This window comes from Waddlia chondrophila WSU 86-1044, from assembly GCF_000092785.1.
In the GTDB taxonomy this organism is placed as follows: domain Bacteria; phylum Chlamydiota; class Chlamydiia; order Chlamydiales; family Waddliaceae; genus Waddlia; species Waddlia chondrophila.
The window spans coordinates 646,841-670,862 of record NC_014225.1 but is presented as its reverse complement, the minus strand read 5'-3'; the positions used below and the strand labels follow the sequence as shown (position 1 = coordinate 670,862).

At 43.4% G+C, this 24,022-nt stretch carries 25 protein-coding genes; 13 read left to right on the top strand and 12 right to left on the bottom strand.

Annotated elements, in window-relative coordinates:
- Window positions 1-112: 112 nt before the first annotated feature.
- The 5 genes from WCW_RS02965 to WCW_RS02945 all read left to right on the top strand — a co-directional run bounded on the left by WCW_RS02965 (window position 113) and on the right by WCW_RS02945 (window position 2,382).
- Window positions 113-553, top strand: coding sequence for a FliO/MopB family protein (locus WCW_RS02965; protein ID WP_013181712.1), 441 nt, complete (start codon window positions 113-115; stop codon window positions 551-553).
- 124 nt (window positions 554-677) lie between these two features.
- Entirely contained in the window at window positions 678-854 is a 177-nt protein-coding gene (locus tag WCW_RS10240) for a hypothetical protein (RefSeq protein ID WP_169302729.1), read from the top strand.
- 109 nt (window positions 855-963) lie between these two features.
- A complete protein-coding gene (locus tag WCW_RS02955) occupies window positions 964-1,161 on the top strand; it encodes a carbon storage regulator (RefSeq protein WP_013181710.1) in 198 nt (65 codons plus the stop codon).
- A 74-nt stretch (window positions 1,162-1,235) separates the two neighbouring features.
- On the top strand, window positions 1,236-1,697 hold the full coding sequence (locus tag WCW_RS02950; RefSeq protein ID WP_013181709.1) for a YbjN domain-containing protein: 462 nt from the start codon (window positions 1,236-1,238) through the stop codon (window positions 1,695-1,697).
- Window positions 1,687-2,382, top strand: a complete 696-nt coding sequence (locus WCW_RS02945) for a putative quorum-sensing-regulated virulence factor (protein ID WP_013181708.1) — start codon at window positions 1,687-1,689, stop codon at window positions 2,380-2,382. The genes WCW_RS02950 and WCW_RS02945 overlap by 11 nt, the downstream gene beginning before the upstream one ends.
- Window positions 2,383-2,404: 22 nt before the next feature.
- On the opposite strand, the gene WCW_RS02940 is transcribed toward WCW_RS02945, so the two are convergent.
- Window positions 2,405-3,589 carry an F-box protein gene (locus WCW_RS02940; RefSeq protein ID WP_143876343.1) on the bottom strand — a complete coding sequence of 395 codons (1,185 nt, stop codon included), beginning with the start codon at window positions 3,587-3,589 and terminating at the stop codon, window positions 2,405-2,407.
- A 182-nt stretch (window positions 3,590-3,771) separates the two neighbouring features.
- On the opposite strand from WCW_RS02940, the gene WCW_RS02935 reads away from it, so the two are divergent.
- Window positions 3,772-7,332 carry an AAA family ATPase gene (locus WCW_RS02935; RefSeq protein ID WP_013181706.1) on the top strand — a complete coding sequence of 1,187 codons (3,561 nt, stop codon included), beginning with the start codon at window positions 3,772-3,774 and terminating at the stop codon, window positions 7,330-7,332.
- Here WCW_RS02935 and WCW_RS02930 read toward each other — a convergent pair.
- The 10 genes from WCW_RS02930 to WCW_RS02885 all read right to left on the bottom strand — a co-directional run bounded on the left by WCW_RS02930 (window position 7,323) and on the right by WCW_RS02885 (window position 18,654).
- Window positions 7,323-9,398, bottom strand: coding sequence for a hypothetical protein (locus WCW_RS02930; RefSeq protein WP_013181705.1), 2,076 nt, complete (start codon window positions 9,396-9,398; stop codon window positions 7,323-7,325). The genes WCW_RS02935 and WCW_RS02930 overlap by 10 nt on opposite strands.
- 3 nt (window positions 9,399-9,401) lie before the next feature.
- A complete protein-coding gene (locus WCW_RS02925; protein ID WP_013181704.1) occupies window positions 9,402-9,719 on the bottom strand; it encodes a hypothetical protein in 318 nt (105 codons plus the stop codon).
- 69 nt (window positions 9,720-9,788) lie between these two features.
- Window positions 9,789-11,174: a class II fumarate hydratase gene (gene fumC, locus WCW_RS02920; protein ID WP_041941489.1), complete on the bottom strand. Its 1,386-nt coding sequence runs from the start codon at window positions 11,172-11,174 to the stop codon at window positions 9,789-9,791.
- The gene (locus WCW_RS02915; protein ID WP_013181702.1) at window positions 11,174-11,596 is read right to left on the bottom strand and encodes an ATP synthase subunit C; all 423 of its coding nucleotides are present in this window, start codon (window positions 11,594-11,596) and stop codon (window positions 11,174-11,176) included. The genes fumC and WCW_RS02915 overlap by 1 nt, the downstream gene beginning before the upstream one ends.
- A 19-nt stretch (window positions 11,597-11,615) precedes the next feature.
- Window positions 11,616-13,532: a V-type ATP synthase subunit I gene (locus WCW_RS02910; RefSeq protein WP_013181701.1), complete on the bottom strand. Its 1,917-nt coding sequence runs from the start codon at window positions 13,530-13,532 to the stop codon at window positions 11,616-11,618.
- The gene (locus WCW_RS02905) at window positions 13,529-14,146 is read right to left on the bottom strand and encodes a V-type ATP synthase subunit D (RefSeq protein ID WP_013181700.1); all 618 of its coding nucleotides are present in this window, start codon (window positions 14,144-14,146) and stop codon (window positions 13,529-13,531) included. Before WCW_RS02905 ends, WCW_RS02910 begins: the two co-directional genes overlap by 4 nt.
- An 8-nt stretch (window positions 14,147-14,154) precedes the next feature.
- Complete coding sequence (locus WCW_RS02900; protein WP_013181699.1) at window positions 14,155-15,453, bottom strand: V-type ATP synthase subunit B; 1,299 nt, start codon at window positions 15,451-15,453, stop codon at window positions 14,155-14,157.
- Window positions 15,454-17,244 carry a V-type ATP synthase subunit A gene (locus WCW_RS02895; protein WP_013181698.1) on the bottom strand — a complete coding sequence of 597 codons (1,791 nt, stop codon included), beginning with the start codon at window positions 17,242-17,244 and terminating at the stop codon, window positions 15,454-15,456.
- Window positions 17,241-18,017: a DUF2764 family protein gene (locus tag WCW_RS02890; RefSeq protein ID WP_013181697.1), complete on the bottom strand. Its 777-nt coding sequence runs from the start codon at window positions 18,015-18,017 to the stop codon at window positions 17,241-17,243. The genes WCW_RS02895 and WCW_RS02890 overlap by 4 nt, the downstream gene beginning before the upstream one ends.
- A 7-nt stretch (window positions 18,018-18,024) precedes the next feature.
- Window positions 18,025-18,654 carry a V-type ATP synthase subunit E gene (locus tag WCW_RS02885; RefSeq protein WP_013181696.1) on the bottom strand — a complete coding sequence of 210 codons (630 nt, stop codon included), beginning with the start codon at window positions 18,652-18,654 and terminating at the stop codon, window positions 18,025-18,027.
- Window positions 18,655-18,770: 116 nt separating this feature from the next.
- On the opposite strand from WCW_RS02885, the gene WCW_RS02880 reads away from it, so the two are divergent.
- The 5 genes from WCW_RS02880 to WCW_RS02865 all read left to right on the top strand — a co-directional run bounded on the left by WCW_RS02880 (window position 18,771) and on the right by WCW_RS02865 (window position 20,654).
- Window positions 18,771-19,292, top strand: a complete 522-nt coding sequence (locus WCW_RS02880; RefSeq protein ID WP_013181695.1) for a hypothetical protein — start codon at window positions 18,771-18,773, stop codon at window positions 19,290-19,292.
- A gap of 14 nt (window positions 19,293-19,306) precedes the next feature.
- The gene (locus WCW_RS10125) at window positions 19,307-19,564 is read left to right on the top strand and encodes a hypothetical protein (RefSeq protein WP_143876342.1); all 258 of its coding nucleotides are present in this window, start codon (window positions 19,307-19,309) and stop codon (window positions 19,562-19,564) included.
- Window positions 19,512-20,021 carry a hypothetical protein gene (locus WCW_RS02875; protein WP_143876341.1) on the top strand — a complete coding sequence of 170 codons (510 nt, stop codon included), beginning with the start codon at window positions 19,512-19,514 and terminating at the stop codon, window positions 20,019-20,021. Before WCW_RS10125 ends, WCW_RS02875 begins: the two co-directional genes overlap by 53 nt.
- A gap of 93 nt (window positions 20,022-20,114) precedes the next feature.
- Window positions 20,115-20,399, top strand: coding sequence for a hypothetical protein (locus WCW_RS02870; protein ID WP_013181693.1), 285 nt, complete (start codon window positions 20,115-20,117; stop codon window positions 20,397-20,399).
- A 15-nt stretch (window positions 20,400-20,414) separates the two neighbouring features.
- Window positions 20,415-20,654, top strand: a complete 240-nt coding sequence (locus WCW_RS02865; RefSeq protein ID WP_013181692.1) for a hypothetical protein — start codon at window positions 20,415-20,417, stop codon at window positions 20,652-20,654.
- Between the two features lie 3 nt (window positions 20,655-20,657).
- On the opposite strand, the gene WCW_RS02860 is transcribed toward WCW_RS02865, so the two are convergent.
- Window positions 20,658-22,544, bottom strand: a complete 1,887-nt coding sequence (locus WCW_RS02860) for a hypothetical protein (RefSeq protein ID WP_013181691.1) — start codon at window positions 22,542-22,544, stop codon at window positions 20,658-20,660.
- A 143-nt stretch (window positions 22,545-22,687) separates the two neighbouring features.
- Between WCW_RS02860 and WCW_RS02855 the strand changes: the two genes are divergently transcribed.
- Both WCW_RS02855 and tal read left to right on the top strand, forming a co-directional pair.
- On the top strand, window positions 22,688-23,059 hold the full coding sequence (locus WCW_RS02855) for a hypothetical protein (protein ID WP_013181690.1): 372 nt from the start codon (window positions 22,688-22,690) through the stop codon (window positions 23,057-23,059).
- 4 nt (window positions 23,060-23,063) lie between these two features.
- Window positions 23,064-24,011 (top strand): transaldolase, encoded by a 948-nt coding sequence (gene tal, locus WCW_RS02850; RefSeq protein WP_013181689.1) that lies wholly within the window; start codon window positions 23,064-23,066, stop codon window positions 24,009-24,011.
- The last annotated feature ends 11 nt before the right edge of the window (window positions 24,012-24,022 follow it).

Below are 24,022 nucleotides of genomic sequence, written 5' to 3'. Positions count from 1 at the left end.
TAGAAAAATTCAAAAAATAAACGCAAATAAAAATAATTTTCTGAAAAAAGATGGGGGGGAATGATCGGTATAAGATTGAATTTATTTCCCCTGTCCTCTATTAATTTAGATTATGAAAAAGATAATCCTTGCTTTCCTCATCCTTTTTTCTCCCTTGCCTGCCCAGGAGAAAAAAAACGATGACCCTCTGGAAAAATATCCAGAATACTTTGCTGAAGAGCTGAAGAATGCCGACCAATCCGGCGATTCCCGCTTCTTCGATGAATTCATTCAAATGATGATCTACTTGACAGGCATCGTTGCCTTTATGGTTCTTTTTATGTGGATTCTTAAAAGAATGATGTCTGCAAAAATCCAACAATCCAATCGAAGCAGCGCAATTAAAATTCTGGAAAGCCGTACTCTTTCGCAAAAAACAACGCTGTATGTCGTTGGCTTTCAAGATAAAACTTACACAATTGCCGAATCGTTAAACGGAGTCACTAAACTAGGAGAAACACGGCTGGGAAAAGCTAACGATAATGCCTCTTTCGACGAACTGATGACCCCATAAACACGCTTCACACATCAATCAGATTATTGCATACGTTGAATTTTGAATCGTGATTTTCAACTTGCCGATATTTTCAGCCTCTCGTATGATGTCCTTCACACATCATATGAGAAGGAATAAAATTTTGAAAATTGAAAAATTTCTTTTTACATTTACGATTCTGGCACTAAATTTTACTCTCATGACAGGCTGTTATCGCATTCCAAAAGAAGGCGAATACTCAGTAATCCCTGCCACTAACAATCCCTCTGTTGTCGGCACTCATAAACCTGAAAACCCTTTGACATCCAGTGGCTTCTAAAAGAGTGTTCAGAAAGTAAATGAAATTCAAAATCCACGAATCTATCTGAATAAAAGGATTTGCTTCTATTTGGGATACATCTAGGTTCACCAATTCAAGAGGAATAGACATGCTAGTTCTGACCAGGAAATCAGAAGAAAAAGTCACTATTGGAAAAGATAAAAAAGTTGTCATCACAATTTTAAAAATTCAAGGAGATAAGGTATCTATAGGGATTGAAGCCGATAAAGAAACTCCTATCTACCGAAATGAACTCATCAACGAAGAAAATGAACAAATTTCCCGAGTAGAACTCGAAGCATCTTAGGAGGTGTTTACAAAGTAAATGGAATTCGAATTCCATTTACTTTGTAAACACCCTCTTAAAGGACCTCCTTATTTATGTTGTCAATCACTAAAGAAACCCTTATCGATTTTCTCAAAAAAAATGGATTCAAGTCCGAAATTCAAAAAGAAACCGGTCAAGTGGTCTCCATTCTTAAAATTGCCAATCGCGAATTTCCTCTTTTCCTACGTCCATTTGAAGGAAGCGAATTGCTGCAACTCCTGGTTTTCATCCCGATCCCTATAAAAAGCCGTGCCAAAAGCGATCTGGCTAGACTGCTGCATCAGATCAACAAAGAGTTGGACATTCCAGGATTTGGTATGGATGAAGACTCAGATACTTGCTTTTACCGAGTCATGCTACCGACTATTGATAACAAAATCGACGAACGGGTATTGGAATCTTATCTAAAATCGTTAACACTTATTTGTGAACAAATTGCGCCGACAGTAATCGCCGTAGCAAGCGAGGTTGCAACGTTTGAAGAAATTCTTAGGAAAGCAAAAAATGCCGGCTAGACCTATCTTTTATGATACGGAAACAACTGGAATCAAGGCTGAACACGATCGCATTGTCGAGATCGCCGCTTACGACCCAATCAGCGGTTGCTCTTTAGAAGAGCTTGTCAACCCCGGCATTCCAATTCCCAAAGAAGCTAGCAAGGTACACCATATCACAGACGATATGGTCAAAGATGCTCCGACATTCAAGGAGGTTGGCCAAAAATTCATCGAGTTTTGCTCTGGCGATGTGATTCTAATCGCTCACAACAACGACAATTTTGACGTTCATTTTCTCCGCCATGAATTTAAGCGGCATGCATTAGAAATGCCGGAATGGCGTTTTTTCGATACATTAAAATGGGCGCGCCGCTATCGCCCAGATCTTCCTCGCCACGCGCTACAGTTCTTGAGGGAAATCTACAGTATTGAAGCAAACAACGCCCACAGAGCTCTTGATGATGTGATTGTCCTTCATAAGGTTTTTGAAAAGATGAGCGATGATCTAGACATCGAACAATCCTATTCTTTGCTATGCATGCCAAGAGACATCACAGTGATGCCTTTTGGCAAATACCAAGGCAAGCCGCTTCAAGAAGTGCCGGAAGATTACGTCAAATGGCTGGCGAAGTCGGAAGCATTTGAGAAACCTGAAAACTTGTCATTGAAAGAAAGCTTCATCAAACTTGGCATACTGAAATGAATTGAAAATTTGACGCATAGACTCACAGCTTTGCGATCTCTATCTGATGAGAACCCCTTTCCTTTACCCGATAATAAAAAGAGCCTTTCAAACATTTCTCCATACGTTCGAAAGAAAACCTGGCTGAATAATCGCGGTAATAAAGAATAAAGCGATCCACAGTCGATGCCTCCTTAAACTTTTCGATGATCGCACTTTCAGTTTGAAGAGATAAGCTCAAGCAAGATAGATGCAATTCCCGCAATCCACTTTTTCCGTGCCGATCAACTAGCGCTCGTAATTCTTCATCAGAACATTCTTCCAATCTAAGTACTGAAAGAGACGGCGCCAAGCGGCACATCTTCAACAAGTTCTTTATTCCATTCAAAGAGAAAGCGAATTTTTTAATTGAAATTTCCTCCAATGATTCATGTTGCTGAAACAATTGCGCAATTTTTTTGATATCGGCATCCCACAGATTGCACATGGAAAAAGAGAGTTTTTTCAAAGCGGAGCTGGCTGAAAGCGCTTGCAATAAAGCCTCTAAAAGAGCTGCTCCAAAAAACGAGCATTGACCCACTTCCAAACATCCCGATTCAATGGCCTCTGCCAACTTTTCAACATGCTGCTTGGAAAGAAGCTCTCCGACAAGTAATCCAGGAACCTTTTTCTTTTCAATGAGCGCTTCCAAACACTGATCAAATGCCCAATCCTGAAAAAAAGCGTTCAAATTAATCGAGCGATACTCTTTTAAATTTTTCTCTATGAAAACGTTCCAAAATTGTTTGTAGGTATTGTTCGTAAAAGCCTGTACTCTATGGCTGCTCACTGGCGGCGACCACTTAACGGCAGCATCAAATGGCAAATTCAACAAAAGATGCTCGCTCCACTTAATCAACTTCATTAACTTAAGAGGAAGCAAATCTTTGCTTTCCATCAAGCGTTCAAGTTCTCCCGACAAAGTGTTTCCCTCTTGAATGATTGAAAACAGATACTTCAAAAGTGCAACAGCCGCTCTTACATCTTTTACAATCAATGTTCGATCATAGCTGATCCGATGAAACAAATGACATACTGAAGACGCTCGATTTAAATTTTCCTCGCCGATCTTCTTAAAAATCTTAAGAATAATGGGCTCAGGAATCATTGAAAAAGGGCTTTCAGACAAACTTTGGTGATCTTGCTCTTTAGGAACAATCCAACTGATACTTTCAAAATCGATCATCATTTCCTCCTTGAAATTTGCTCAATTCATGAAAATCGACGACAATCTGCACATTTAGCTAATTGACGACACGCCCTGAGTAAAAATATTTTTCACATATTTAAAAAAATGATTTCAAATAAATTGTTTGCTAATTCTATAAAGACAATCATGCCTTAATATCCCTCAAATTAGGAGGTATCCCGATGACAGTAAGAATAAAATCAGACACATCGCATTCTTTAGAAGGAATAGAAACAGATGGTCAACATCTTGAAGTCCCTCAGTTCAAGAAACTCCCTGTGCAAAAAGCTCTAGAAATACAGCCTGTTTCAGAGCTTTCTTTGAAGAAAAAAAATGTCGTCTTGCTAAATGAGCTGGATTTTATCCAAATTTTTGGAGAAGTCGGCTTAGACTCTCCCAAATATCTCCAGATTGCCGGCCAAATTTTCCGGGTTGCTCTAGCAGTCATTGATCAAGGACGCATAGGAATGGCTGATTTTCAAATGGATTCAGTTGCCGAAGGGATCTACAGCACCACTAATTACCGTGGAATTAGTGCCTCCCCATACGAGATATCTGAGCACATCCCTTTCGCAATCGGAAAATTGGAAGTCGAAATCGATGATGAGGCAACCCCTTTTAGCAAAGATCACCAATGCATTATTTCTGTAAACGACGTTCAGCACCATCTGAAAAAAATGCTGAAAAATGAGGTCATCACACGCAATAAAACGTTGATTCTGACGCTTCCACAAGGAGCTTTTAAGATCACAATTCGTGCGATTCATCCGGCGGAGGAAACAATAGTTTCCGATACAGCTTTCGGAACTCTTCAGCGAGACACTGAATTGGCCATTATCCCGAAATTGTCTCCACACGTAATCATAACTGATCACATTTATCGAGAAGAGGTGGAGCGCATGGATTTTCAGTTATCGGTAACTAAACGCTCTCAATTTGCTTCTCATTCAATGTTTCCCGTTTGCATTTCGCAAGAAGAAATCATGATGGAAATTAGAAATCGATTTAAAAACCGTGTTGTGGCTAAAGAAGCTGAATTCACGATCCATCACTCCAATGGCTGGGATATCACAGTCAAATTCAGCGAGGGGATATTAGCTGAAGATGGAAAGAGTAAGCGCGAGCTGCCTTTGTTCGACTACACTCCTGGATTTATCTTGTCGGAGGAGACTCCGATCCGTCTAAAAAAATCATCCAGCATTCTTTTAAGTGAAGGAGAGCCCAAACCTGCTGAAAAAATCACATTTAAAATTTTTGATCTTCCAGGAGTTCAGAAAGTGGATATCGACCACGAAAAGGAGCTTTGGATCGCCTTAGAAGAGCTTAAACAGGCAATCTTGAAACTTGATCGTCCTTTTGCTGTTGGCGAAATGTTTGAAGTTTCTCTTTCTTCGGGCAGCTTCTACATCGAAACGATTAAAGCTCAAAGTTTAGAAGGAACAGGTGAGCTAAAGCGGAAAACAACCGAACCGCTCTGGTTAGTCAAAAAGGAGACAGACATTCAAATCGCCACAGAAAAAGAACTCAATCTCAATGTGCTCAAAGATCACAGCATTCATCCGATCAAGCGAGCATCAATTCAGATTAAATCGGAGAAAATTCCCGAAAAAGGGTTGCAAATCACTTTCGACCAACTAAAGAAACTAGCTCTTACACAAGCACCGAAACGGCTTGTAGAAAATCATATTTTCTCAGTAATAACAGAAGATAGAGATCGGCTGGAATTCAAAGTCCTGCGCACCATGTTTGGCGAATCCGTTGAAAAAACGGATGAAGTATCGGTTTTCGGAGTTCTCAAAGAAAACTCTGAAATAGATTTTTCCACATCTCCATCCGAAAAATTAACCGTGGTTGAGCAAGTGCACTCCGAAAATCTCAAAGCAATGCGCTTTTCCATGCGCGCTTCTAAACAAAGCGATCTGGGTAAGCATGACAATCCTCCAATAATTATTAACCGAATGGAGCTGACTCGTCTTATTAGAGAAGAATTAGCCAAACACCCCTACATTACAGAAGGGTTCAGCAAATCCTTTTCGTTCGATAACGGATGGGATATCGAAGTCACCTTCCGCAAAGGATTATTGAAGAAAAGCGGTCCGCATGCCCAGTCGTCTCGCTCTCTGAAGGAAGGTTACGCGATTCAAGAGGAGACAGAAGTGCTTCTTGAAGGAGGAGCCCAACTGATTGCCCTTACTCAAGGAAGCCCTATCTCAGCAGCGAGAGTGCATTTAGAAATTATTTCTATAAAAGAGGATTTTACGACAGAGGATACTTCTCTTGAAAAGGGGTCTTGGATCAACGTAGAAGAGTTGAAAAGAGAACTGTTGGAAAAGGGCCGGCCTTTGGTCATCGGAGAGAAAATTTTCGTTCATCTCAAAACCGGACAGTACATTGTGGAAGTTAAATCAGCAAAGCCAAAAGATCGCAAAGCAAAGCTGCCTAAAAAAAGAAGAGAAACGATTTGGCAGCTTTCTGAAGAGACAAAAGTCAGCGCAATGGTTGATTCCTCTTTGGATCTGACGCCAATCGATAATGGGAAGATTTATCCTTTGGAGAAAATTAAGTTCATCGTCTTCCCAAAAAAATCGGGAGAACACATCTCGATTAAGGAAGGGGAAATCAAAAAAGCATTAATGGAAGTTCTTCCAGACCAACTAATCAGAGGGCAAATCCTTAAGTTGGAAACAAAGAACAACCATACTCTCTTTGTTCAAATTGAAGAAGTGAAGCTGAAAAATGAAGTCTCTTCGATCAATAAGGAGAAAATTTTCACTGCCATCACTCCAGAAACGGAAATCCTTTTCCGAGGCAAGGAAAAAACAAGCATTGCCATCCGTTCCGAGCCTAAAGTACTGGAAGTAGAAGATCCTATCGCTTACCTGGAAGATCTCGGAATGGCAGGTATCGATAAAGAGTTTGAGCAAGCCTTTCGCATCTTTTACTCTCGCAGTGATCGACTTATTGAAGAAGCACGCAGAAGAGGGACAAAGCCGATTAAAGGGATTCTGTTTTACGGTCCTCCAGGCACAGGGAAAACAACTCTCGCACGTCATGTAGGCGATATGCTTGGATGCTCCGGAGAACGTCTGCAATTGATTACGGCAACAGAAATGTTCAACATGTGGTTCGGAAAATCCGAAGAAAACATTCGAGAGCTCTTTGAACCTGCACGGGAAGCGCAGAAAAAATACGGCAACAAGAGCCCGCTTTACATCGTTATTATCGATGAAATCGACGCTCTCCTTCCTCAAAGAGGCGGATCTGTTAATAAAGTGCGCGACAGTCTTGTCAACCAATTCCTCGGTGAAATTGATGGATTGAATGAATTAAACAATTTGCTGGTCATTGGGCTGACCAATAGAAAAAACGAGATCGATCCAGCAGCGCTTCGTCACGGGCGGTTAGGGGTTCACATTGAAATCGGCCTGCCTACTAAAACTGCTCGCCGAAAGATTTTCGAGGTACACACACGCAAACTGGCAAAAGAGGGACTGCTTCACGAGAGTGTCAATTTAGATGTTTTAGCTGAAAAAACCGATAAGCTTCCAGGAGCTGCAATTGAAGGAATTGTGGAGTCTGCTTCTCTCTTTTCTCTTGCACGCCTTAGCAAACTGAAATGTCCCAAGGAAGAACTGAGCACCCATCCTGAAGGTATGGTCACAATGGAGGATTTTGAAAAGGCTTTGAAGGAGCAAACTCAGGAAAAAGAGATCCCTGAAAGCATCCGCCACCTCTATATATGAGAAGCGGTTGCTCTGAAAGTCGTCAACCTGTGGAACAAAGTGGCGACCTTTTTGCTCATCTGCTTGAGCTTTCTTCCGATCCGGCAGCTTGTGGTCAGCAAGCTGTCGGATAACTGATCGTCTGATGCTAATTCAGATTTCTTATCACCCTCTTTGCCATAAGAAACGCCGAGATCATCAGGATGGTTGGACAGAATTTCCTGGATAAAGGTATCGTTCAATCTCTTAGGATTTTCAGTATCATGCAGCTTTAAACAATAGAAGGTATGCGCCTCCAGAGCTTGTTTCAGATTAAAACTCATCTTCTTGAAAAAATTTCTGGCCAATGCCACTAAACGTTCTTCAACTCTGCGGTTAAATTTAAAAATAGAGATCTTTAAAAAGTCAGGGCGTGTTTCATCGCTTCTCCAATATCCTAAACGGACAGCCCCTAGCTCCTGAACGATATCGTGATGCACATCAAAATAGCGTAAATCCGTTTCAACATTCAATATTTTCAAACTCTGCATAAACCTTCGAGAAACGTCTGGTTCGATACCTGGTGTGTTAAATGCATTGAGAACAAACTTAGTAAGAGGAAATCGCTCCACACTTTCTGCCTGCCGATACATGAAATACTCCATCGCCCGCATAGCGTCAGAAGCTCCCAAGCTATGCCCTCCAAACTCAAAGACTGGATGGGGAACCGACGACGCATGCTCCAATATTTTGTCATAGATGTTTTCTTGGTGTTTTGTAAAGCTGTAACGACCCGGACCATCGAACAAACGATTTTGCATCGTTTCCGTTGGGCTGATATCACGCAAAATGGAATATCTGCAATAGGTCCCTCTAAAAACGACATGCATTTTATTCTGTTCGCTTACTGGGCGAAAAGATTTGAAAAGAGCTCCGTGAAGCCCTTTGACAGAAACAAGTTGATGCACAGTCATCAAACGCAAGGCATTCGCTTCATCGTACATCGGAACCAAAAGGCCATCAGGAAAGCAAGCATGAGACTCGCTAAAAAGCGCATAGATGATATGCCGCGACAGATATTCCGCATAGGAGTAATGCTTTAATCCTTTAGATTTTACATGCTCATCAACTGCAACCCAATCTTCGATATCATTGACATACTGTAAAAATTTCTGATCGTGTTCCAACTGACATCGATATGGCTTGGACACTCTCATCGAAAAAACGTGAGGATTCATGCTTGATCGCAAATCAATCAGCTGCCAGCACAGTGCCTCTTCAGACTCTTGATCGAAAAGAGGAATATATTCCTTTAAATCTTCCTCTTTGAAATGAGCAACCACTCCAATTGCCAGCGCAGCCATATCCGATCCTGACAGGGCAAGTTCATATTCAAGCTCATAGTCGCGCAATGCACGCTCAACTGCAGACACTCCAAATTTGGATTTTAAAATTTCTGTATACGATTTTGCAGAAACTCGAATATCCAAATCTAATGGATCTTTGCTGAATAATTGGCTGAAAAATTTCTCTGACTGTTTACGATCCTCTTCTGCAACTTTAGATTCGAGACCTTCAATCACACGACCTAATTTAGGGAGAATCTCATTTGCAACTTGATCTGTGATTTTTTTAAACTTTTCCATTTGCCAAGCCTCGTCATCCATCGAACTGGCATCTACACACGCACTTCTACTCAATAGAGTTGTCTTGTAATTCTCCAAGCTTCCGCTAACACTTTGATGAAGGCTGTGAGAAAGGTGCCCTAAATCCTTCAAGACCGTATACAACTCCCCTTCTCTTTCAAGAAGGAGATCGTTCTCCAAAACTGTGGATAGCTCATGCGTCAACTCCTCTACATTGTGCAGATTGATTTCCGACTGCTCTCCACGTATTGCCCTTTCCAAGGCTTGCAAGATTTTCAGTGCCAGGGTAACAATTTTGTGCAGGAGTTTTAAAAGCGGGTTTTGCGAATTTTTAAAAAAACGGTCGGGGGCTTGTAATTTTGAAAATTTTCTTCCATTCGTCAACAGCCGTTCGTTTTCGCGGAGCGACCCTACAACTTTGAAATCGTAGCTAATGGAATGGATAAGCGTTGACGTTGCCATCTTTTACTCCGTTTGAAAATCTCGTGCGGTGCCAAAGATGTTGTAATATTGCAGCAGCGTAGCGCTTATTGCCGTCATGTTAATTCCACTACACGCCCTGGAATAAAACTTTTCCGAGAGATCGCTACCCACTAATCGTGCGGGCAGCGTCAAAAGACTTAAAGCAAAACTTGAAATCGTTTCGATTAATCCAGCTAATCCAAGACCAATCCCTCCAAATACAGTCGAAATTTTTCCCAAATTGCTTTCATGACGGGATCGAAAAGAAATTAAATTTTCAACTCCCCTTTGAACAAATGAAACTTCTAAATTAAAATTCATCTATAGTTAAATTTTATTAATTTTCAAACTCAAATTATGATAATTTTATTTAAAGAATTAATAAAGATTTCATCTATTGATCATTTTAGATGGATCAACGATGCGATCAAAAGCCTCTTCTGATAACAATCCTAGGGAAAGGGCTGCTTTTTTTAAGGTGATCTCTTCAGTAAAGGCTTTTTTGACGATTTGAGCAGCCTGATCGTAGCCGATCTCAGTATTCAGAGCCGTCGCCAACATTAACGATTGATCTAAAAGCTGTTTAATCCGTTTTTTATTCGGCTGGATACCATCAATGCATCTCTCTTTGAAGCTCAATGAAGCATCCGCTAAAATCCTGATCGATTCCAGCAAATTGTAAATCATGATCGGCTTGAAGACATTGAGTTCAAAATGTCCATTCATTCCCGCGATCGCTATTGCTGCGTCATTGCCAATCACCTGGGTGCAGACCATTGTCAACGCCTCGCATTGTGTGGGATTGACTTTTCCAGGCATAATGGACGATCCAGGCTCGTTTGCCGGCAGAATCAGCTCTCCAATCCCGCACCGAGGCCCAGATCCCATTAAACGGATGTCATTGGCAATCTTCATCAATGATACAGCAGTTTGCCTGATCGCACCGCTCATTTCAACGATAGCGTCATGCGCAGCCAACGCTTCAAACTTATTCTGCGCAGTGATGAAAGGATAGCCAGTCAGCTCGGCAATCTTAGCTGCAACTTTTTCCGCAAATCCTGGCGGGGTGTTGATTCCCGTCCCCACAGCAGTTCCTCCCAATGCCAGCTCGCGCAAATGCGGCAAGGCATTCTCTACAGCTTTCAGAGCGTGGTCGATCTGGCTGACATACCCGGAAAACTCCTGCCCCAAAGTCAAAGGGGTAGCATCCATTAAGTGCGTCCGTCCAATCTTGACAATCTCCATAAATGCAACAGTCTTTTCCTCCAGCGACTGCCGCAAAGCCCGCAGCTTGGGAAAAAAGAGCTGGTCAATCATCCGTACAGAAGAGATGTGCATTGCAGTAGGAAACGTATCATTGGAGGATTGCGATTTGTTGACATCATCATTAGGATGGATAGGAATTTTGCTTCCCATCTTGCCGCCAAGAAGTTCAATGCATCGGTTGCTGATCACTTCATTCACATTCATGTTGGTCTGCGTACCCGATCCTGTTTGCCAAACAACCAAAGGGAAATGCCCATCGAGCTTCCCTTCGATAATCTCATCGCAAACGCTGCAGATCACGATGCATTTTTTTTCCTCTAACAAACCGAAATCGAAATTGACAAGAGCTGCAGCTTTTTTCACAAAAGCAAGCGCATGCACCACTTCAATCGGCATCTTGTGGCTGCCAATGGGAAAATTTTCCAGAGAGCGCTCTGTTTGCGCTCCCCAGTATTTATCGGCCGGAACAGCAACCTCGCCTAACGAGTCTTTCTCAATCCTCGCTTCCATCACAGCAGCATGAGGGCAAAGACAAATGCAAATAAGGCAAACGACTCGATAATTCCCAATGCCGCTAAACATTTACCGAAAATGGCAGGCTGCTTAGCAGAAGCCTGAATTCCGGAAGCGGCTGCACGTCCTTGATAAATTGCCGAAATCATGATTGCCAACCCCGAAGAAAATCCGATTCCTATCCCTGAAAGAGCTGAAAGCGAACCTTGAGCAATTGCATCGCGCATCAAAAGCATTAAAATAAATCCATAAATGATCTGAGAAGAAGGCATCGCAGACATCGCAATGAATTTACCATGTCCCTCTTCCACTCGGCTCATCACTGCGTGCGAAGCCATTCCTCCTATCCCACAGCCAATACTGCTGCCGATCGCGCTTAAGCCCAGTGCAAGTGCCGGCCCAATCATATCATAGCTCATGTTCTATACTCCTTGAATTTCAATCTGTTTCTAACTTTTTTAAAGGCGTGAACAGTTTTCCACCCCCTTCAAAACTGTAGTGGTACCATTCAATAAAATTGAGACGAAGCCCGTGGATCACACCGCCAACCACTGCTAACACCATATTCAATCCATGTCCAATCCCAATCAAGATTAAAGCGGGAAGATACATCAGCGAGCCTGCAATATCATTGACTGTTTGGCCAATGATCGCCCCAGCAAGGCCAAGCGCATACAATCGAAGATAGGAAAGGACATCGGCAAAAATCTGGATCACGTTCGTAACTTCTAACAACCCAAGCCACTTATCTTTGACAATCCCCAATATGACAGCAATGGCAATGCCTCCATAAATCATATACAAACCACCTTGAGCAATCTCTTCGCGATTTAAACCAAAACCATAAGTCGCAAGCGAGGTAGCTCCCAAGAAAAGCGGGAGATAGAGGTAGCTTCCGATAATTGCGATCACCCAACCAAGCCCTGCCCAATTGCGGCCTAGATAACGAATAAACGAGATGCAGACATGAATAATTCCGACCAATAGCGCAAGCTCCATTAAAATGCCGTCACTAAATTTATCGATCATTTCGTAAGCCGTCTTGCCATTGCTTTCTTTTTTAGCTCCCAACAAAAATGCCTGAGGATCCTCGGCATTCGCAATACCGGGAAATTTTTTCACCCAATCTTTGTAGACTTCATCCTTCTGCTTCAAATGATATTCAGCTTTCTTTTCCACAAGCCAGTGCAATGCGGACACCTTCCTCAACGGATTATCTGGACCAATGCTTACTCCAAAGAACGAATTTGTCAACAACCCCCAAACAACGCAAGAACCGAAAAGAACAACCAGCAGTTTCCAAACACGCATGCCAGCCTTCTTTAACTGACCATTTTTAAATCTGTAATAGAGAGCTCCAGCCAAAAACAAAAGGCCGTATCCTCCGTCATTGATAATCATTGCAAAGAAGACTGCAAAAGAGACTAAAACCCAAAGAGAGGGATCTTTGTCTGTGTTCGATGGAGTATCATAAATATGAACCAGATCTTCCCCTATTCGGCTATAGCCCTTATTTTCCAAATAGGTAGGCGGCTCCTCACCTTCATTCAAAGAGATCTCTGCCAAGTGAACCTCGGTATCGGCTAAATCATGTTTCAACTCCTCAACTCGATTAACCGGCACCCAGCCTTCAACAGAAAAAAGTTGCCCCTCGATCGGTTCTTCCACATAGCTTGCTGCCTTGTCCAGTTCATGAGCGTTATATTTGACTGTCAGGGCGTAGTGTAAAAATTCGTTATATTTGTTATATTTTTTTAGCGAAGCCTCCAAGCGGACAATGTCATTTTGAACCTCTTCTAGACGGGAACGGAGCACATGGAGCTCCTGATCGATCTTCATTTCGACGAGCTGCTCATAGTGTTTCAGTTCCTTATTGACCGCCATGAAATAATCAAGTCCATGCTTAGAAGCAATATAAATCACTTCATCGGGAAGCTCTTCCTCTACAGTCCCCTTTTTTCCAAAATAAAACTGAAGAGTTCTGCCGGTTTCTTTTTCAATGTGCTGAATGTCCTCTAAAGAAAAATCGCCAAACACATCGACACGAGAAATTTCCAGCTTCAATGTCCGCTTTTCTTCTTCCAAGCGCTCAATGTCGTGCTTCATAGAGAGAATTTTTTCAGCGATTACATTGACTTCAGAAAATTTCTCCGGTTCTTCCTGTTTAAGGGTCGGCAGCTCCCTAACAACCTTGATCGCATTGACAATATCCTGTATTTTTTGAGGAACCTCTTTCGCTTTCAAGCGGCGCGGGTCGATAAAATGCACCAAACCCGCCTCCTGCGCTTTTTCAAAAAACGCTTGGAGAGCTCCTCTAAATCCCACAAACAGAAATTTCTTTACATCTACTCTCATGTCGCCAACTGTGTTTTTTTCTGCTCAATCTTCTGTTTGGCAACCTTCGCGCGAGAAACCGCGGCCAACTCCTGATCGCCCAAAAAGACTTTAATTTTCTTGATATTTCCCTGCGCTCTCGGAATCAGGATCTTTTCAAAAAGGTTCACGCGAATAGAGACCATGCGCAGCTCTTCTTCCAACGCACCCTTTTTCTCTTCTGCAACCATCACGCGCACTTTCCCTTCCGCAAGCTTTCTCAGCAAAATCACGGCCGCATCAACCCAAGCAGGGGTATCGAACAACCCATATTCTACCTTGTGAAAAGAGATCGACTCGAAATAGGGGACTTCAACACCTGCAATATTATCGTACCGTTTTTCCACTTTATCGATCCGCGCAACATCTTTGAGATTCAGGGAAAGGCGTGCAGAAAGCAAAGGGGAAAACTCTTCAGCTTTGCCTCTTTGCTTTTGCAACTCTTTTTCGCAATGGTCAATTTCAAGACGCGCTTCGTAAATCTCCGCCTGCAGCATCGCTTTTTTCAGCTGCAATGTAGGGAGATACTTTTTCAGCTGCCCTAATTTCTTTTCCTGAGCCCTGAGTTCATTTTTTGTAAACTTGATTTCCGCCATGGCCCTACCTATTTAGGCCAGAATTTTTTCAACACATCATCGCGGATTCCCACTTCTTCAGGTTTGAAACACTGTGCAAGCATCCTCCAACCCGTGTCCAAAGCCTCTTCCAAAGGCAGGTTGACATTCCAATCCATCATCTGCACCTCAAACAATTTTGAATAGCTTAACAACTGTTCATCCCAACGGGAAAGCTTAAAGCCCATGCTTTGCCGCTCCTTTGATTTTTTCGAATCGGCATAGAGGCGGATCATCGTATTAGCCAAATCGCCGTGATCTTCCCTTGTCACTTTTCCAATCACAAGCTGTTTCAAACGGGAAAGCGATCCAAACGGATCGATCTGTCCTCCGTGCAGATAAAACTGCCCCTCTGTGATGTAGCCGGTATTATCCGGCACAGGGTGAGTAACGTCATCGCCAGGCATCGTTGTCACGCCTACCACCGTAATCGAACCGCTGCCTTCAATTTCAACAGCTTTTTCATAACGAGAAGCAAGGTCGGAATAAAGCGATCCCGGATACCCTCTATTGGAGGGAACCTGATCCATCGTAATGGAAATTTCCTTAATCGCATCGGAAAATGCTGTCATATCTGTCAGAAGCACAATCACGTTCTTATCATCGATTGCAAATTTTTCAGCACAAGCAAGAGCCATATCCGGAACCAGCATGCACTCAACAGCAGGGTCTGTAGCACGATGGATAAACATCACCGTTTTATTCAATGACCCCGCCTGTTCGGCGTTGTCGATAAATGCTTGATACTCATTGAATGTCAGTCCCATGCCCGCAATCACAACCACATCCGCATCGGTCTGGTTTGCAATCCGCATAAGAAGCTGGTTGTAAGGTTCGCCCGCCACAGAGAAAATGGGGATTTTCTGCGAACGCACCAATGTGTTGAACATATCGATCATTGGGATATTCGTACGCACCATCTCTCTTGGAATAATCCTCTTCACAGGATTAAACGAAGGCTGGCCGATATCGATTTGCTCGCCGATGATTGACGGACCGCCGTCGATAGGCTTTCCAGATCCACTGAGGCGCCTTCCTAACAAGCTGTTGCCATATGTCGCTTGCATCTGATGATTGAGAAAAGTGACCTTATCCTCAGTGGAAATCCCGCGCGTATTCTGAAAAACCTGAAGAGTCACTTCTTTTCCATCAATTCTAAGGACTGAGGCATATACGCTTCTGCCGTCTTTGAGTTGTATTTGAGCCAATTCCCCTAAACCAACCCCTTCCGCTGTCACCGTCACGAGGTTGCCTCGCATATCATTGATTCTGTCGTATACCGTTTTCACTTAAGCCAAAACCTCTTGTTTTTCACGACTCTGGATCAACTCGACAAGCTTTTCGTAAGCGGATCGATATTCTCCAGAATCAAATGTCATGTAGTTTAAGTTTTTCACCTGATTCTGCAAGGAAAGGAAAAATTCCCTGGCTTCATCATGGGTTTTAAAATCAAATTCCGTATCGAAAACCTTGTTGATGAGACTGAACTGAGCAATCTGCCGCGGCAAGGGACAGTAAGCGTCTTCTTTATCAAACGCATTCTGCTGCAAGTAGCTAAAATCGTAGAGCTCTGCTTTCAGATAAACAACCATATCATCAATTGCCGTTCCCTCTTCTCCGACAACTTCCATCCGCTTTCCAATTTCATTGCCGTTACGCAGGAACCAATTTGCCTTTTCCACCATCTCAGACCAGCCCTCCGCCTGAGACTCAAGCTTGCGTCCAACATCTTTGATGTATTTCGACCAAGAGAGAAGCGGATCGATCGCTGGATAACGACGGGCATCTGAACGCTCTCTAGACAACGCATGGAAAGCACCAACTACAGACAGAGTCGCCTGCGTCACAGGTTCCTCGAAGTTACCTCCTGCCGGAGAAACCGCTCCTCCAACAGTGACAGAGCCCGTTTTGCCATCGTCTAAGGAAACAACACCTGAGCGCTCATAAAAATCGGCAATGCGTGAAGAGAGATACGCAGGAAACGCCTCTTCTCCCGGAATCTCCTCCAATCGACCAGACATTTCGCGCAAAGCTTGCGCCCAGCGGGATGTTGAATCGGCAAGCAGAAGCACATCCAATCCCATCTGGCGATAGTACTCTGCAACCGTCATTCCCATGTAGATAGAAGACTCGCGAGCAGCCACCGGCATTGAAGAGGTGTTGCAAATAATCACTGTACGAGTGATCAACGTTTCTCCCGTATGAGGGTCGATGAGATGGGGGAATTCTCTCAACATCTCCACCACCTCTCCTGCGCGTTCTCCGCAAGCGACAACAACGACGATATCGACAGAGGAGTATTTGGCTAAATGGTGCTGCAACACGGTTTTACCCGCTCCAAACGGCCCAGGACTGCAAAACGTGCCTCCTTTCACAACCGGAACCTGAGTATCCAGAATGCGGCAGCCCGTATCCATCATCTCTGTCGGACGAATTTTTTCCCCTTGCATCAACCCTGTTTTGACCGGCCATTTCTGCACCATTGTGAAGCGATGCTCATTGCCATTTTTGTCTTTGCCCTTGGCAACAACCGTGTCGATATTATAAGAGCCTTTATCAATCACCCAGGTGATCGTATACTCTCCAAAATTCTTAAATGGCACCATGACGTAATGGCGGAATCTTCCTTCATGAGTCACCCCAAGGGTATCTCCCCGCTTCACAACATCGCCAACCTTGACCTTCGACTCGTATTCCCAGTTTTTATCTCGATCAAGCGCATTAAGATAAATGCCTCTAGGAAGAAAAAGTCCGGCTTCTTCAGCAACCTCCACCAGAGGGTTCTGCAACCCGTCGAAGATTGATGAGAGTAGGCCCGGACCAAGTTCAGCTTCCAGAAGATCTCCAGTGAATCTGACAGGAGTGTTTAACTGAATGCCTTTCGTGTCTTCAAAAACCTGTATCTTTGCAATATCTCCGATAATTTCAATCACTTCAGCTTTCAGTTCCAAACTTCCAACCTGAACCATTGCCACTTCGCCTTGGCGAATGCTTCCGTCAAATTTCACTTCCAGCAAGTTTCCAAAGGCTTTCACAACTTTACCTTTGACATCGGACGAGGCGTTGCTTTCTTGATTCATGATGCTTCCTTTACAATAGTGTCTATAACTTCTAGTCCTTTTTTCTTATCCAACTCAAGCCATCTCTCAACAATCATCAATTGCGCAAGATAAGCCAGGATCCGTCCGATTGAGAATAGATCCATTTCGTACATCCCTTCAACTTTGTAAAACCTGTATTCGCAAAGCGCCTGGTGCAATTTCAGCGGTTCTTCATAGTGCTCTTCGAATAAGGCTTTTAGGTCTGCATAACGCGTAGGCGGCTCATAATTTTTGCTATCTTTCTGTGCAAGAACCTGAGCTACAATCTCATCATAAGGATCTTCATACTGCAACTCAAAAGCTAAATCCTTGCCCATTTTTTTTGCACGGAATCCGATCAACACAATTCTCATTTCCCTTTCAAACGCAAGATACTCTTTGAGAAACCCTTCAGCGCTTGCCCCCTCTTCTTTGAAGTAGGCAGCCACGAGCTCCGGAAAATGCTTGAGCCGACTCTCTTTATTGTCATATTTTTCGAGAAACGCATATACATACTCTGGAAGCCCAAGTCGAGTAACCAGAGATTCTTCCAGATCCACCTCATTGAATATGCCTCTGCGGTCGATCTCTTCTCCCAGCCAAAACGCTCGGATGTTTTGAATATCGTAATAGCGTCGCAACACCGCAGCCTTTTGATAATCTTCCTTAGTCAGGTTGATCTTCATCAAGGCATCCAGCGCCTTGAAATGGATATCTGGAGGATACCCGATTTGCAACTCAGGTAGAGCAGACGCTAAAAAATAGTAATCCATCTCTCTTTTAATCTCCGAAAATCAACTGTCGAAAGTCTTTCCTTAAATATTTTGCCAATAAATGAATGATCGACTGCTCACTGATGTCGATCGTCATTCTTTGATCAAGCAGCTTTACTTGCGCTCCGCCTGTGAAGCCGCCGATTTTGACGCTGCCCTCTTTCAGCTTTTTCAACACGCTGCCGGCAAGCACTGCGTTGACCTCTTCAGGCTTGACAGTTTCGGGGATCACTGCAGAAACTTCTGTTTTCAACCCCTCTTTTTCAATTGCCTTGACAATTGCGTCAATCAACTTGCCAATCACCTTCGGGTCTTGAACATGTTTAGAGACCAATTGAGAGAGTTCATCATTAAACAATCGCTTCTCAATCGTTTGCTTCAGTTCTTCAATGCTTTGACGCGAAGCTTGTTCAAGCGAGGAGTGAAAGACATTGCGCTCCTGTTCAATATTTTCCCTGGCGTGAGCAAGAATTTTCTCAGCTTCCTGTCTAGCCTCTGCAATGATCTGCTCTCCACGCAGCTTAGCATCATTGACCAGTTCTTCAGCCTCCTTCTTTGCCGGCTCCAAAGTTTCTTTACGCAGGGCATCGCAAATCTTTTGGATTTTTTCTTCGCCTTTTTCGAGAGTCTTTTCCATTCCGCCACCAATTTTTTATTCACTTTCGATTCCGTAGGTTAGCACGTGTCTACCAATTTTTCTACATCTATTTTATTAGACAATGCTATACTGAGACAAATCCAAGAGGACCGATCGTGAAAAAGAGCTTTCTCTCCATATGCCTTTTTGTTCTAACAGTTTGTCTGCCTGCTCAAGCGGCTGTGGAGAAGCCTCTAGAAGAACCTGGCACAGTCACCTTCGTTCCTCCAAAGAACTGGCGGATGGTCGATGCGAAACAGCTGAAAGGCAATGTTCGCTTCATGGTGATCGGAAAAGGAAAATATGAATTTCCCCCTTCGATTAACCTCAGTACTGAAGAATACAAAGGAACACTTAGGGAATATCTTGCAATTGTCAAAGAGATCAATTCCTCGCAAGGATCTGAATGGAAAAATCTCGGGATGATCAAAACAGAAGCGGGCGATGCCAGCCTCTCTCAAGCTGACGCAATCACAGAATGGGGACCTATACGGATGATGCACGTCATCCTTTTACGCGATGACGTCATCTACATTTTGACTGCAGCCTCCTTAAAAAAAGAATTTCCGACTCTCTACCAGACATTTTTTAAAAGTTTCAAATCATTGAAAATCACAAATATAGCACCTCATCACTGAATAAGGAGAATCTTATGAAGAAATTAACCCATTTAGCATTTGCCGGATTTATCGCATCCATGCTGTTTGCCATACCCCATACGTATGCAGATGACAGCTGCAATTCAGGATACGCCTATGAAGACTGCAGGCGCGCTCCCCACATTTCTCCCTCCTATGCTTTAGGTTTAGTCATCGCAACTGGAGTCATCACACTCGTGTTTACCAATGGAAACAGCCATGGATTTTCCAACCACAGCCACAATCACAGCCATAGCCACAATCATTCGTAATCTCATTCCATGCCTGCTAGCGGTCTCTTGCCAGTCAAGTCCGCCATCTTGGAAAGTAAGCGAGACAAAAAGCCGCCACCCCTCTTATCAGGCTTGCAGCATCTCTCAAAAACCTGATAATCTCTACCGTGGAATGGAGCTGGAATTCGTCCGCACCTCTTCAAGAACGCACGCTTATCTCAACGTCTTCTCTTTAACATTCCCTTCTGATCGCTTAGATGAGAATAAGACGAAAGTTGTCATCAAAATCGAAGATGAAGAGCAGATCTTCCTTGCGCACAGATTGGAAGGAGGGCAGCGGCTGCTTTTACCCGAAGATGCTCGAGATCTTCTTGTCCAAGCGCTGCTGGAAAATAAACCCGTTGCGATGATTGCCGGACGCTTTGATGTCAAAATTTCTCCAGGAAATTTTTCAAAAAAGCATTGTCAAAAAATAAATCTTTATGAGAAAAGATAGGGAAATGAATACCTTGACTCGGGCTTTGCGGCATTTTTGGGCGAAAGATGAGCAAGCTCCCTCGTTTGATTAGCTTTATGGTGGGATAGTGCTATGTTGAAAAAATTCTTCGCTTCGGTCATTACCTTTGCATTGTTGTGCTTCACGCCCGGCAATGTCGAATGCTACCAAGGATGCGGTTCCTCCCAACAATGCTGTAAAGATTACGGAGGCTACATCCCCGCTGCAGGAAGAGCTTATGAAAGCGCTTGCAACACCCTCTGCTTTTCCCCCTGTTTAGCGGTGGGCGTCGTTGCAGTCGCGTCACTTGCTACCATCATTGCTTTGACGAACAATAGCGGGGACACAGGAGTTGTGATCCACGCACATAGTGATTAACTTAAGGATTCTCTTATGAAGCTTTGGAAAAAAACCGCAATTCTTTTAACTTGCTCATCAATGCTATGCTTAAACACTTCCGAGGGGATTGAGTACTGCACAGACACCGGAGGATGTGCTTACGAAGATGCCTATCAATCGTGCTGCATCGCACCGGCAATCGCATTTGCTTTAGTGGCTATCGCTGGAATCATTGCAGTCGGCGTTCACAACCGCAGTTCAAGCTCGCATACGACAAATGCTCATACTCAGTAAGCACTATCTAGGTAAGCGCCATTTCTGCTGCATTTCATGCAGCTGGCTTTCTACTGCTTCAAAGTATTGATCCACAAATAAGAATTGGTTTCTAATCAGTTTTCCTTCTGGCTCATGCTGAAGAAGCATGTGAAAAAAAGAACCGAACAAGTAGCGGTACTCAAGCAGTTGATTGAAAATTTCTGAGATCTCATTTTTTGCATCGAATGCATCTAAATTTTCTTTACTGCAAACACGCTGAACAAATCCTAAAAAATCTTGAAGGTAACCTTTCATATCGTTCATATCAGCCTCAATTTCATGCACGTGCCGATGAGTGTCGCATTTTTTAACCCACCCTTGAAGTTCTTCAATAATTTCTTTGAATTTATTTAGCCTGCTCAGATGCTTCTGATCCAGATTCTTTCCAACCAATCCATGATGCACTCGATAGAGGTGATGAAATTGAGGAATTTCAAACAAAACATTGTACTGCCAATCTGCCCGCATCGCTTTAGAAAAAACTCTTCCCGCATAGTCTATGGCCAGCAAATTGAAAGACCCCAGCTCATCCATTGCGTCAACCTGCTCCAGAAGCCTCTCTGCTCTAGCACGCATGATCACACGAGAAGACAAAGGCTGTCCCATTTCATGCAAAGTACGATTAATCGCCTCGTACTGCGAATATAGAAAATCGCTTTGTTGATCCTCTTTGTTGAGAGAAGCGCTGAATCTTTCGAACAATTTACCCAGCAGTTCCACTTCATAGACCAAATCAAGCAGCTCTCGCGTTTTTTCCGGCTCAGGACCGACAACCCATTCTGTAAATCCCCACCTATTTCTTACATAGGGATCAGGGTGGGTTCTCAGGTCGAAGTCGCGGTAGCCCTCAATTGTTGCTCCAAGAGTGTGAACTTCCGCTTGCATCCCTTTGACAAGCTCAGCAACTGTCTGCCTATTAGACGGGTTCCGATACAAATCGGCTGGATCGGTCTTGACCGCCCTGCTTTTCTCATACAATGCCTCCTCGAGCATCCAGAAATAGTGGCTGAACACCTCTTTTGCACGCTCCAGACTAAATAAACTGCGGAGCGCTCTGATGGGTTCTCTCGGAGGCAGCGACTTCGTTTTTTGATTCAAATTCCATAATTTCAATAGTTCATAGAGTTTCTTGAAATCTTTTTGAACCGATTCATCCAACTCTGCAAAAGCGTGATAACTCTTGAATTTGCGTGAAGATTTTTCAATCTTCTCTTTTAGTTTTTGATAATCGCTCAATCTTTGAGAAAACCATTTGAACTGGAGATGAAGAAAGCGCCTGCTTTTTCTCAGATAAGAATAAAGAGAACGATCGATCATTGAAGCCCTAAAACCAAAGAGAGACTTCCAAAAACTGCCCTTTTTCCCTTCTTTTTGACAAGCCTTGCGATAATCTTTCAGCAGAGGTTCCATCCTATTCAACAGCCACTCGCACTCTTTCATCTGACGAAGAAGAGACTGTTTCACCTGCTCCACGATATTCATCAAGTCAGAACGCCACTGTTCAAATCCCACTTGATTTAGCTGTTGGAAAAGCTCAGTTGCACAGCCTTCCAAAATTTCCACATATTCCCATAACGCACCGTTGAGCTGTCTCGATGCCGATTCCCAGTCGTTCGAGGCAACGATTTTCTCATCGCTTTGGGTAATCATTGCAACAGATTTGCCAAAACTCTGCACTGCATCTCTTGAGCGCAGCCGTTCAGAGTCCAGTTGAGGAAGAACGAGAGGCAAAGCTTTTCCAGGCAATGGATGAATGGAATAGATAATGCTTTTAGCCAGCTGAGATTCGCTATAGGAAAGATAAGCGTGAAGATGCTCAAGAAGAGCCTTATCAAAATTTGCAATACCCTGAAAATCAATAGGTTTCATACAGAAACCGATCCTCTCGCTAAGAACTTATGCCGCTGATACTATTCTTACTCAATGGCTTATTTAATTCAAACATCAACTTGAGCAATTGGAGGCAGCTATGTTAAGATAGCTTAAGAGAAGCCAAATTCAACGGACGATTTATGCAAAAAGGCCACCATTTGGAGTTTGACTGCCTAGAGTGCAGCGAACCTGTGAATTTTTCGATTTTTGATCTGGACAAACCAGACTCTCCCATCATATGCTCGGGTTGTCGGAAGCATTACGTTCTCGATGATGAAACCCTGAGAAGACAGCTGCGAAAATTTGAAGCGCTTTGCAGGCAGATTGTTGAGAGCGAGGAGATTTTAGGAAACGCTGCGATTGGTATCGACGTTGGCAGCCAAAAGGTTAAAATCCCTTATAATCTCTTGCTTACCAGGCTGAATTCAAGCCTAGACTTAACGATCGGCGATCGCAGTGTCTCCATCTTGTTTCGCATGGAACCTGGCTTAGACTTAAGAAGTGAGAGGTAAAAAAATGAATAAACTTGAACAACTAAAAAAAGTCACCACAATCGTTGCGGATACTGGTGATATTGATGCGGTAAAAGCTCATGCCCCAACAGATGCGACCACCAATCCCTCTCTTATTTTGCAGGCAACGGAAAAGCCGCAATATGCCCATCTGATCGAAGATGCAGTCCATTATGCCAAAGGTAAAGGCGGCTCGGTAAAACTCTTGATGGAAAAGCTGTTTGTCAATTTCGGCGCTGAAATCCTGAAGTTTATTCCTGGCCGTGTTTCTACAGAGGTAGATGCCCGCCTCTCTTTTGATGTGGAGGAGAGCATCCAAACTGCACGGGACCTTATCAGCCTTTATCATGAAGTCGGGGTTCCTAGGGAAAAAGTTCTGATTAAGCTCGCCTCGACATGGGAAGGAATCCAAGCCTGCCGAGAGCTGGAAAAAGAGGGAATCCACTGCAATATGACGCTCATGTTCAGCATAGGACAAGCAGTCGCCTGCTCCGATGCGCGCGCGACGCTCATCTCTCCTTTTGTCGGTCGCATTCTCGATTGGTATAAAAAATCAGAAGGAGTAGAAAGCTATCCTGCCGATCAAGATCCCGGAGTGCTTTCAGTCACCCAAATTTATCATTATTTCAAGAAATTTGGAATTAAAACACAAGTCATGGGTGCCAGCTTCCGGAATAAAGAGGAAGTGCTCGAGCTCGCTGGATGCGATCTTTTGACGATCTCTCCAAACCTTCTTGAGGAGATCAGCAATGAGAAAGGCGAACTTCCCATTAAGCTTTCTGCAGATCATGCCAAAGACGAGCCGATCGAAAAAATTGAAATCGATGAAAAAACATTTCGTTGGATGCTCAATGAAAATGCGATGGCGACAGAAAAATTAGCCGAAGGGATTCGTAAATTCGCAGCAGACTCTGCCAAGCTTGAAAAAAAGATACAGGACAAGTATTTTTAGAATGAGGAAGT